5 protein-coding genes and 10 tRNA genes are annotated in these 10,787 nt (G+C 49.7%); 14 read left to right on the forward strand and 1 reads right to left on the reverse strand.

Annotation, left to right across the window (positions count from 1 at the left end):
• Positions 1 to 128: 128 nt before the first annotated feature.
• The 14 genes from B2899_RS11440 to B2899_RS11505 all read left to right on the forward strand — a co-directional run bounded on the left by B2899_RS11440 (position 129) and on the right by B2899_RS11505 (position 9,794).
• A tRNA-Thr gene (locus B2899_RS11440) sits at positions 129 to 204 on the forward strand.
• A 95-nt stretch (positions 205 to 299) separates the two neighbouring features.
• Positions 300 to 384 (forward strand) — tRNA-Tyr (locus B2899_RS11445).
• 19 nt (positions 385 to 403) lie between these two features.
• Positions 404 to 477: transfer RNA gene (locus B2899_RS11450), tRNA-Trp, on the forward strand.
• A 13-nt stretch (positions 478 to 490) separates the two neighbouring features.
• Positions 491 to 566 (forward strand) — tRNA-His (locus B2899_RS11455).
• A 4-nt stretch (positions 567 to 570) separates the two neighbouring features.
• Positions 571 to 645: transfer RNA gene (locus B2899_RS11460), tRNA-Gln, on the forward strand.
• A gap of 59 nt (positions 646 to 704) precedes the next feature.
• A tRNA-Gly gene (locus B2899_RS11465) sits at positions 705 to 780 on the forward strand.
• A gap of 54 nt (positions 781 to 834) precedes the next feature.
• Positions 835 to 909, forward strand: a tRNA-Cys gene (locus B2899_RS11470).
• 9 nt (positions 910 to 918) lie between these two features.
• Positions 919 to 1,007: transfer RNA gene (locus tag B2899_RS11475), tRNA-Leu, on the forward strand.
• Between the two features lie 28 nt (positions 1,008 to 1,035).
• Positions 1,036 to 1,120 (forward strand) — tRNA-Leu (locus B2899_RS11480).
• Positions 1,121 to 1,135: 15 nt separating this feature from the next.
• Positions 1,136 to 1,209: transfer RNA gene (locus B2899_RS11485), tRNA-Gly, on the forward strand.
• 132 nt (positions 1,210 to 1,341) lie between these two features.
• Complete coding sequence (locus B2899_RS11490; RefSeq protein ID WP_146807850.1) at positions 1,342 to 2,010, forward strand: uracil-DNA glycosylase; 669 nt, start codon at positions 1,342 to 1,344, stop codon at positions 2,008 to 2,010.
• Positions 2,011 to 2,139: 129 nt separating this feature from the next.
• A complete protein-coding gene (locus tag B2899_RS11495) occupies positions 2,140 to 7,584 on the forward strand; it encodes an AMP-binding protein (RefSeq protein WP_286885912.1) in 5,445 nt (1,814 codons plus the stop codon).
• 169 nt (positions 7,585 to 7,753) lie between these two features.
• Positions 7,754 to 8,455: a uracil-DNA glycosylase gene (locus B2899_RS11500; RefSeq protein ID WP_146807852.1), complete on the forward strand. Its 702-nt coding sequence runs from the start codon at positions 7,754 to 7,756 to the stop codon at positions 8,453 to 8,455.
• Positions 8,456 to 8,459: 4 nt separating this feature from the next.
• Positions 8,460 to 9,794, forward strand: coding sequence for a purine/pyrimidine permease (locus tag B2899_RS11505; RefSeq protein WP_286885914.1), 1,335 nt, complete (start codon positions 8,460 to 8,462; stop codon positions 9,792 to 9,794).
• Between the two features lie 279 nt (positions 9,795 to 10,073).
• Here the strand turns inward: B2899_RS11505 and B2899_RS11510 are convergent, their stop codons facing one another.
• The gene (locus tag B2899_RS11510; RefSeq protein ID WP_146807855.1) at positions 10,074 to 10,757 is read right to left on the reverse strand and encodes a B3/B4 domain-containing protein; all 684 of its coding nucleotides are present in this window, start codon (positions 10,755 to 10,757) and stop codon (positions 10,074 to 10,076) included.
• Positions 10,758 to 10,787 lie beyond the last annotated feature (30 nt).

Genomic DNA, 10,787 nt, shown 5'->3' on the forward strand with positions numbered 1-10,787 from the left:
CGATTCCGTCCCGAGCCACCATTGATTATTTAAATACTAAGAGACTGCTTTTGTTTTTTGAACGCACTTGATAAGCCGAAGAAAACGGGGCAGTAATGTTTCTTTAGAACGAAATGCATGGACGTCGTGCCGGTGTAGCTCAACTGGCAGAGCACCTGACTTGTAATCAGGGGGTTGAGGGTTCAATTCCTTTCGCCGGCACCATCTATTTTCATTCTAACCGCGGTGAGCTATCTTCCTTGTTAGAATGAAACGGTAGTACACGAAGGAAAAATCTTACGTTCTACATTTTCTAATGTGGAGGGGTAGCGAAGTGGCTAAACGCGGCGGACTGTAAATCCGCTCCCTCAGGGTTCGGCGGTTCGAATCCGTCCCCCTCCACCATTTATACAAAAAAGAATACAGGGGCATAGTTTAACGGTAGAACAGAGGTCTCCAAAACCTCCAGTGTGGGTTCGATTCCTACTGCCCCTGCCAACCATTCATCATGGCGGTCGTGGCGAAGTGGTTAACGCATCGGATTGTGGCTCCGACATTCGTGGGTTCGATTCCCATCGATCGCCCCATCGCTGGGGTATAGCCAAGCGGTAAGGCAACGGACTTTGACTCCGTCATGCCCTGGTTCGAATCCAGGTACCCCAGCCATTTGTTCTTGTAATGTGTAGTTGCTTATCTTTAGAAAAGCGTATATACTATAAAATAATGCGGACATAGCTCAGTTGGTAGAGCACGACCTTGCCAAGGTCGGGGTCGCGAGTTCGAGTCTCGTTGTCCGCTCCATCCACATAATTTTGTTCATAACTAGATTATGTGAATTTTGTGTTTATATTTTACGGAGGTATAGCCAAGTGGTAAGGCAAAGGTCTGCAAAACCTTTATTCCCCGGTTCAAATCCGGGTGCCTCCTCCATTTTCTTTTGCCGGGGTGGCGGAACTGGCAGACGCACAGGACTTAAAATCCTGCGGTAGGTGACTACCGTACCGGTTCGATTCCGGTCCTCGGCACCACTGTGTTTATGTTTTATGCTTTTATCTTGCCGATGTGGCGGAATTGGCAGACGCGCACGACTCAAAATCGTGTTCCTTCGGGAGTGTCGGTTCGACCCCGACCATCGGTACCATACACATATTTGGACGCGGGTGTAGTTCAATGGTAGAACATCAGCCTTCCAAGCTGAATACGTGGGTTCGATTCCCATCACCCGCTCCACTTATTGTTTTTATACATACGAACAACGCGGTTTTTCGTTCCATAAAGGACGAAGGAGCGCGTTTTTTATTTTACCTTTTATTGTTTTGAGGAAAAGATAAGAAAGACGGCAAAATCGAAAGGAGAGTACATATGTTATTACCGGAGAAATTTTTGACGTGCGTGCGATGTGAAGACGGGCTAAAGAGGGAGGAAGGACAAACGCCAATCCCGGGGGAAGGTATCCCGGAAGCGGAAGTGATGCTTATAGGTGAGAGTCCGGGAGCGGAAGAGATGAAATACGGCAGGCCGTTTGTGGGTAAGGCCGGTGAAAACTTGAATGCGTTCCTTCAATCTGTCGGACTTGACCGAAGTAAAATGTACGTGGCGAATACCACCCGCTGTCGCCCTTACAAAGTAAACGAGAAAATCTTAAAAAATGGCACGAAACGGGTTACCAAGTCGAACAAACCACCATCCAAGCATGCGATTCAATCTTGCGCTACCTGGCTGGATATAGAGATTGACCTTATCAGTCCAAAACTTATTGTAACACTTGGCTCTACGCCGTTAAAACGTCTTACCCCCGATCATGGCATATCAAAAGTGCACGGTACATTATTAACTGTACCAATACAGCGTGTAGGAGAAAAAGAAGACAGCCGGAAATTCGCTTTATCGGATAAGGAGTATCATGTTTTCCCTCTTTATCATCCGGCTGCGATTATTTACCGGCGCGAACTTCAAGAGGTGTTTGAATCCGATTTGAAGAAGCTGCGAAAGGCTATAGAGGAACTTAATATAACTTCTGTGTTTCTGTAGAATAAATGTCCCTTTATACCGATTGTATAAAGGGTTTTTTTATAGAAATAACGAAGTAATTATCTAAACATTTTAATAAATTTTAATAATACATAAAATTGCTTATGCTGACAGAAGGAGGCACAAAATATGGATGTACGAATCCAGAAAGTAAAAAACAATCCGATTCTCACACGCGAAGATTGGAATAAGCAACGCTACGAAGCAGAGCAGAATCCCGGAAAGTTTCATGGCGAAATCGCCAAGCGTGAAATTCACTGGTATGATAAGAAATCGAACGCTTGGATTAACTGGAGTGATGAACAGAACCAGTGGCTGGGCCTGGATGCGGATAACGGATCTCCTGTCACAGTTACGTATTCGCCGCAATTTGAACCATGGGCGCAAGCCTTTGATGATAGTAATGCGCCTTTTTATAAATGGTTCTCCGGCGGGTTAACTAACGCTTGCTATAACGAAGTAGACCGTCATGTCATTAGCGGACACGGTGATGAGGTGGCGTTTTACTTCGAAGGTGACCGCTGGGATCAGACCAAGAATGACGGTCGAGGCGGACCGGTCGTCGAGTTCGCTGTCACCCGGAAGAAGCTTATGTTGGAAACAGTAAAAGCGGCGCGGGTATTAGTAAATCTCGGTCTGAAAAAAGGTGACCGCATTGCACTGAACATGCCAAATATTATGGAACAAATTTATTATACGGAGGCTGCCAAGCGGCTTGGAATTATTTATACGGCGGTTTTTGGTGGTTTCAGTGATAAAACGCTAAGCGATCGTATTCATAACGCCGGTGCAAAAGTGGTTATTACTTCAGATGGGGGTTATCGTAACGCGCAGGTGGTTGAGTTCAAAGAAGCGTACACCGACCCGGCACTTGATAACTATATACCGAAAGAGGTCGCACAGCGTATCGTGGAAGAAAAGCTTCAAGAACTGAAGCTGACGGAAAAACAGGCTGCATCCATCAAAGAAAAAGTCATGCAGACGATCGGCAGTGAAATCACGGTAGAGCGTTCCGACGTAATGCGCGGTGTCGGTATGGCACTGGCGCAGTTCCATGATATGGGGGCCGAAGAAAAATCCCATATCCGCACCGTAATCGCCAAGGGGCTTGTTGAAGCACCTCCACGTGTAGAAGCCGTTATCGTGGTTCGCCATACTCGCCAGCAGGATTTGAACTGGCGTCCGGAGCGTGACCGCTGGTCGCATGAGCTAACGGCACAGGCGACTGAAGAGATTTTGGGGGCAGCACGCGGTCTGGGCTACGAAGTTACGGATGAGAAAGCGTTGCTCGATTTAGCAACGGAAGACTTTATTAAAGTAATGTACGCTGTATCCAAGCCGGAGCCTGTCGATGCGGAGTATCCGCTCTTCATTATTTATACGAGCGGAAGCACAGGAAAACCCAAAGGCGTTGTTCATGTACATGGAGGGTATGTAGCGGGCATTGCGCATACAATGAAAATTTCATTCGATGCAAGACCGGGCGAAGACATCATATATGTCATTGCAGACCCGGGCTGGATTACCGGACAATCTTATCTGATTTCCGCCGCATTGACGACGCGCACGACCAGCGTAGTAGCGGAAGGGGCGCCGGTTTTCCCAAGCGCCGGGCGGTATGCAAGCATTATTGAACGGTATAAAGTAACGATTTTCAAAGCGGGCTCGACTTTCTTGAAAACAATCATGTCTAATCCGCAAAATAAGGCGGACGTAGAACAGTACAGCATGGACACGCTTCGTGTAGCTACATTTTGCGCAGAGCCTACAAGTCCGGCTGTTCAGCAATTTGGTATGGATTTAATGACACCGCAGTACATTAACTCTTATTGGGCGACCGAACACGGCGGTATCGTATGGACGCACTTTTACGGTAATAATGATTTTAAATTGAAGGCCGATGCGCATACATTCCCGCTGCCATGGGTTTTCGGCGACGTGTGGGTATCTGAGGGCACCCAAGAGAATGGTAAAGCGAAGTATCGTCCGGCTGCATTTGAAGAAAAAGGCGAGATTGTCATTACAAAGCCGTATCCTTACCTGGCTCGCTACATCTGGGGAGATGAAGCGAACTTTGGCACCCCGGATTGGAAGGGGGATGCGGAACGCTATATTGATACGTACTGGGGAAAATGGGAAGGCACCTGGGCATATACACAGGGCGATTTTGCAATGAAATATGAAGACGATTCGTTCTCGCTGCACGGGCGTTCTGACGACGTTATCAACGTATCAGGGCATCGGATGGGAACGGAAGAAATTGAAGGAGCCATTCTGCGCGATAAGCAGATTAATCCGGATTCTCCGGTCGGCAACGTGCTCGTTATTGGTGCGCCGCACCGAGAAAAAGGGTTGACGCCGGTTGCATTCATCCAGACTGCGCCGGGCATGCGCCTAACTCTTGAGGACCAGCGCCGCCTATCCGAACTGGTGCGCCAGGAAAAAGGCGCTGTAGCGGTACCGAGTGATTTTATCGAAGTGGGGCAGTTTCCGGAAACACGCAGCGGCAAGTATATGCGCCGGTATCTGAGCAATATGCTAAACGGAGAGCCGTTAGGGGATACGTCCACGCTGCGCAATCCGGAAGTGCTCGAAGAAATCCGCCCGAAAATCGAGCAGTGGCGGACGAAGACCAAAATGGAAGAAGAGCAGAACATTTTCGAAAATTACCGTTTCTTCCGTGTACAGTATAATGATGTGCTGCCAGATAAGAAAGTCGCAACCGTTACCATTACCAATCCTCCGGTCAACGCATTGAACGAACGTGCGCTGGATGAGTTGAACACGATCGTCAACCACTTGGGCCGGCGCGAAGACATCAAGGTAGTCATCTTCACCGGACAGGGTACCGGCTCATTCGTGGCAGGTGCAGATGTAAAGCAGTTTCTTGAAGAAATGTTCGAAGTGAAAGACGTTCTTCCGCTAGCACATAAAGCACATCTAGCCTTCAGCCGTATCGAAAGCCTGGGCAAACCGGTAATTGCCGCAGTAAACGGCGTAGCGCTTGGGGGCGGGAACGAATTCCAGATGGCGATGCATTACCGGATTGCCGAGCCGCACGCGTTATTCGGCCAGCCGGAGATTAACCTAAATCTGATTCCGGGCTATGGAGGCACACAACGTCTACCGCGTCTTCTGCAGCAGCGAAAAGGTACGGAAGGCTTCCTGAAAGGTGTAGAAATTATTTTGAACGGCCGCAGCATCGATGTAGAAGAAGCGCAGCGTATCGGTCTCATTGACGAAGTGATAGAAGGCAGCGATGATGTATTGATTCGTGCTTCGGCGCTGGCTCGTGAATATATCATGTTCGGTAAAGGTACGTTAAAAGAAGCATTTGACCGCCATAACAAGCTGGTTGAAAATTGGAATACGCCTCAGGACTTCCCCCAGGAAGCGATTGATAACAGCAAGGAGATTCAACGCATCCTTCGTCAGTCCGCGTGGGCAGGACGCGAAGAAGCAGCCAAACGTGCGCTAGATGCGATTCGTGCCGGATATGAGCAGGGCATCAAGAAAGGAATGGAGCACGAAGCACAGTTGTTCGCCGAAGCGGTCATCGACCCGAAAGGAGGCAAGACCGGTATTCGAGCATTCCTTGATAAGAAGAGCAAGCCGCTGCCGACACGTCCGCGCTTCCAGCCGGATGAAATAGAGCAGAGGGAGCTGATTCAAAAGGGGAAACTGCTGCCTGTAGGTGCACCTTACTTCCCGGGCTTTACGCCGATTCCGGAATGGCAGTATGCCTATGCGGTCGTGAAGAACGACGAGACAGGTGCAGTTGATCACGGCGATCCGATTGACGCTGAGAAGCAGATTATCATTCCGGTCAAAAAACCGGGCGCCAATGAAGTGCTGTTGTATGTACTGGCCAGTGAGGTAAATTTCAACGATATCTGGGCGATTACAGGCATTCCGGTTTCCACGCTCGATGATCATGATCTGGATTATCATGTGACAGGAAGCGGCGGTATCGCACTTGTAGCGGCTGTGGGCAGCGAGGTCAAGCATGAAGGACGTGTAAAAGTTGGCGATCTTGTAACCATCTATTCCGGTCAGAACGACTTGCTGTCACCGGCAGTCGGCCTCGATCCGATGTTTGCAGATTTCAGCATCCAGGGGTATCAGGGTCCGGATGGCTCACATCAACAGTTCATGATTGCACAGGCGCCTCAGGTACATGTGAAACCGCAGGATGCCACACTTGAAGCTGCCGGAAGCTATATTTTGAACCTGGGCACAATCTATCGCGCATTATTCACAACATTGAACATTGAACCAAATAAAAACTTGTTCGTTGAAGGCGCAGCGACCGGTACGGGCCTTGAAGCACTCAAATCGGCTGCACGCAACGGCTTGAATGTGATAGGTATGGTCTCGAATGAAGAGCGGGCCAATTATATCCGCGAACAAGGAGCGGTTGGCGTTATCAACCGGAAGAATCCGGACTATGCAGGTGCATTTACGAAAGTTCCGGCCGATCCATCCCGGTGGGCGGCATGGGAAGCTGCCGGACAAAAAATCCTGGATGACTACCGTGCGCAAAGCGGTGGACGCCTGGCGGATTATGTTGTCTCGCACGCGGGTGAAGAGGCGTTCCCTCGCTCGTTCCAAATGCTCGAAGAAGGTGGTACATTGACGTTCTATGGCGCATCCAGCGGCTATCATTTTACCTTTATAGGTAAAAAGGGCGATCGTACACCGCGTGAGATGTATGAAAAAGCGCGGCTGCGTGCCGGAGAAGCCGTACTGATTTACTACGGCACAGATACCAATGCGGATGGGATCGTAGACGAAACAGGACTTATCGCTATTGAAACAGCCCGTGAGATGGGGGCCCGAATCGTAGTCGCCACCTATACGGACGCACAGAAAGAGTTCGTGCAAAGTCTTGGATACGGGGATGCGGTGCGCGGTGTGCTCAGCATCGAGGAAATTAAGCGCAGGGAAGGCGAAGACTTCGTATGGCCCGAGACGATGCCGGACTTCCCAAATCCGAAGACGGAGACCGAAGCATTCAAAGAATCGGTGCGTTATTTTACGGATTACATCTTCAAACCGTTCGGCAGCGCGGTCGCTAAATACTTGCGTTCCCCTGACAACCCGCGGGGTTATCCGGATTTAATCTTCGAACGTTCCGGTCATGATACGCTTGGGGTAAGTACGACGCTGTTGAAACCGTACACGGGACGGGTCGTTTATAGCGAAAACATGGACAAACGGCGCTATAGTTTCTACGCCCCACAAGTATGGATGCGCCAGCGCCGCGTGTATATGCCGACAGCCAACATCTGGGGAACCCATCTGTCGAACGCATACGAAGTTATCCGCATGAACGAAATGATCGATGCGGGCATGCTGGAGATTACAGAACCGGTGTTTGTACCGTATAATGAACTTCCCAGGGCCCATCAGGAAATGTGGGAGAATCGCCATGCCGGAAGCTCATACGTTGTGAATCATGCCATCCCGCAGCCGGGCTTAAAGACGAAAGACCAGTTATATGAAGCCTGGGCTGTCCGGATGGGTGAAGAAGCGAGTAAAAAAGAAGCAAATACAGGAGACGTGGCAGAATAATAAAGAAAGAGTGGCCGAGCCCATCAAGAGCTAGGCTCGCTCCTGACGGGGCGGGCCTTTTCTGTCTGCTCTTATGGAATCGTTATGGTGCTATCAATGGAAACGCACAAGAAAGTTATATTAGTTCAATGACTTCAAAAAGTATGGTATCTTAAGAAAGGATGCCATCATGATGGGAGAGAAGTGGATGAAGCAGGTTGCAGAAGGGATGCAGGACTTCTACCGGCGGTTAACTAAAGATGGGTACAATCCTGACGATGTTAAGCCTGCGCTCTATGAAGTTGAACGAATTGTGCATATGGAGCAGCTGCGCCGCCAAGTCCTCAGTTGTACGGATTGTTCACTCTGCGGGCATGCAAAAAGTCGTGTACCGGGCACCGGAAATACCGGCACTCCGTTTATGATTGTCGGAGAAGGTCCCGGGGAAGATGAAGAGAACTGGGGCCTGCCGCTTGTCGGTATCAGCGGTTCGCTGTTAACGCTAATTTTAACCAAGGCCGGTATCAGGCGAGAACAAATTTATATGACAAACGTAGTGAAATGCCGCGTCACCGATGAAAAAGGTAAAAACAGGACGCCTGCACGCGAAGAAACGCTGGAATGCAGCAAGTATTTGCTGCGTGAGCTTGAGATAATTCGGCCGAGAGTCGTTCTGGCACTGGGTAAGGTGGCACTCCAGTTTTTCTTTCCGGATATGAAGACCATGTCGCAATTCCGTGGCAATGTGTATGATTATAACGGAATCAAAGTTGTACCAACCTGGCACCCGGCCTATATAGTGCGGCAGCGGGGCGACGCGCTGGCCAGATCAAAACGGGAGGTATGGTCCGACCTAAAAGTGGCGATTGAATGCGCCAAGAGAAACGGGTGAGAGAGTGGAATCGCAAACAGAATCAGCGAAGAATTTATATGAACTGGATGAGAAACCGCCGCTGTCAGTGACGTTCATCTCGGCGCTGCAGTGGTTTTTTGTTACGATCTCCAGCTCGCTGGTTATACCGCTTGTCATTGGAGAATTGTACGGCCTGCCTGCACAGCAGTTGGGCCAGTTTGTCCAGCAGACGTTCTTTTTAATCGGGCTTGTTTCCCTGCTTCAAATTTTATTCGGTCATCGGCTGCCGATTACGGAGGGTCCTGCCGGTATGTGGTGGGGCATCTTCATTATTCTGGCCAATCTGGGAATGGCCGCGGGTCAGGCCCCGCGGGAGATTGGCCAATCGCTTGAGATGGGCTTAATCATTACCGGAATCATGTTAATCACCCTGGGTGCTATTGGTTTTATCGAGAAGGTACAGAGAGTATTCACCCCGCTTGTCAGCGGAGGATATCTGGTGCTGCTGGCGGTTTCTCTCAGCGGCCCCGTGGTAAAAGGGATGCTGGGCATTGACTATTTCTCCAAGGGAAGCGGTGTACAGCCCATGCTGGCTGCCGTATCTTTGGGACTGGTGTTTTTTACGTTTATTATGATTCGTTCGCGGTTTAAGTACGTACGCAGCTTTGCTATTTTGATTAGCATGCTTGTGGGATGGATGATTTATCTGGTTATGGATTGGACAAAGCCACTGCAGGAGGCGCACGGGTTCTTTGCGCTTCCGCAGCTGTTTTTCTGGGGTCCGCCCGTATTTCACCTGGGTACGGTGCTGACATCGATGATTACCGGTTTAATTTTGGTTACCAATCTGATTGCCAGTATTGCGGTTGTCAGTCATGTGGTGAATGTGCGGCCAGGGGAAGGGGAATACAGGCGCGGCGGAATTATGACCGGAGTGGCGCATGTATTGTCAGGTGCAGGCGGGATTGTTGGTCTGGTGCCGCTTTCGATTGCGGCCGGAGTGATTCAGGTATCGCGGATCGCATCACGCCTGCCGTTTATTGTCGCTTCTGTGATGCTGATTCTATTAGGGATGCTGCCTCAGGTCAGTCGAATACTCGCGGGCCTTCCCTCGCCGGTGGGCTATGCAGTCATGTTCGTGACTTTCACGCAACTGCTTGGCTTTGGCCTCCGTGATTTTGAACGGATTATGCTTGATGAACGGAATCTTCTTATTATCGGATTTGGCCTATTGGGCGGCATTGGCTTGATGTTTGTTCCGCCTGAAGCACTGCAAGAACTTCCGCCCATTTTCAGCTATGTATTCGGTAACGGACTTGTCATGGGAGTACTGCTCATTATCTTCATGGAACAAATTGTGTTAAGGAAAAAAAGCTAACACAAGGGATACAGGGTCAAAAATACGCCCTATCTTTTCTGCAAGAAGTAACCATGGCTACGCCGCTTTCCATGAAAAAAAGCGCCGGCAAAACATCTGGACCGCTTAATGCTGGATATAGTTGCCGTCGTTGTTCAGCTTTTTCGGGAAAGGCGCCGAGCAGTGAAACCGAAGGAGCTTTATTTTTGAGCCTGCTTCCCATTGTTCATAAAACAAATAATACGTTGTCTGTACAGCATTAAGACAGCTTTACGCTTTTCCCACAGGCAATCTAAGCGCTTAAGTGACCACTAAAAATGGCTGTCCACCAATTTCGCATGTACCACCATTGACATGGGTGAACATCTCTTTGACTGAGCGCAGCAACTGCTCATCCGTCCAGCGGTTGAACTCCGGATAGATAAAGAACACATGCAGCAGGTGTGTAGCTTCCTCGGTCACACTGGTGCGCACGGAGTCGACGAACGGGCTGCCGAAAGGCCCCTGTGTATCGGCGAGCACTAATTTACCTTCGCAGGAAATCTCCCGCCCGTTCAGACCTTCATATGTCTCGCCGCTTTGTCCGAGTCGCAGTGTTACGTCACCTTCAATACGGTCCCGGTTATACAGCCCGGCCGGCAGACCGAATTGGAGGGAGAGGAAGTTATTCACGTCCACGCCCGTATGTATCCAATGAAAGGGCTTATTTTGCAGCACGCGCCGCACAAGCGCTTCCGAGGAAGGGCGATAGCGCGACGGATCCATGCCCAGTGCCTTGAAAATTCGCCGCCATTCTGCAATGCCTGGTACGTCAGACGCGGATTTCTCCGAATAATCGTAACGCATATTTTCCAGAAATAAATTGATGCGTCCTTTTAGCATGACCGGGGTAGGGGATAGCGCCACATTATCATAGTGGAGAATACCGAGCTTAAGACCGGGCGTTTTGGCACGGATTTCTTCATCAATTGTGTAATTCCGCATGAAACAGCCTCCTTTTTCTGTGAAAATCAT

Origin of the sequence: Aneurinibacillus sp. UBA3580, assembly GCF_002375825.1 — a bacterium.
GTDB lineage: Bacteria > Bacillota > Bacilli > Aneurinibacillales > Aneurinibacillaceae > Aneurinibacillus > Aneurinibacillus danicus.